This window comes from Rhizobium ecuadorense, assembly GCF_001187535.1.
Classification (GTDB): Bacteria; Pseudomonadota; Alphaproteobacteria; order Rhizobiales; family Rhizobiaceae; genus Rhizobium; species Rhizobium ecuadorense.
In genome coordinates, this window is sequence record NZ_LFIO01001657.1 from 1 (window position 1) to 222 (window position 222).

1 protein-coding gene is annotated in these 222 nt (G+C 59.0%); it reads right to left on the reverse strand.

All coding sequences use genetic code 11. The features are described 5' to 3' along the window. On the reverse strand, positions 1–222 hold a 222-nt coding region (locus AF337_RS44770; protein ID WP_210168093.1), incomplete at both ends, for a hypothetical protein.

The following is a 222-nucleotide window of genomic DNA, read 5'->3' on the forward strand; positions in this document are numbered from 1 at the left end:
GGATCGAAGTCAGCTTGCTCGAGTGAAATGCCCGCTCTTCATCGTAGTCGCTCGCCGGGTCTGGTTTCCCGCCGATGGAAATGAAGCCGGGACCCGGAGTATCGACAGGATCGAAGAGGTTGTCGGATAGGGTGGTGTCCTTGTTGATCCACCTTACAGGAACAGTAAAACCCCCTGAAGCGCAGCGGCTGGCCTGTCCCAGTGCGGCCTGCAGGGCAGATG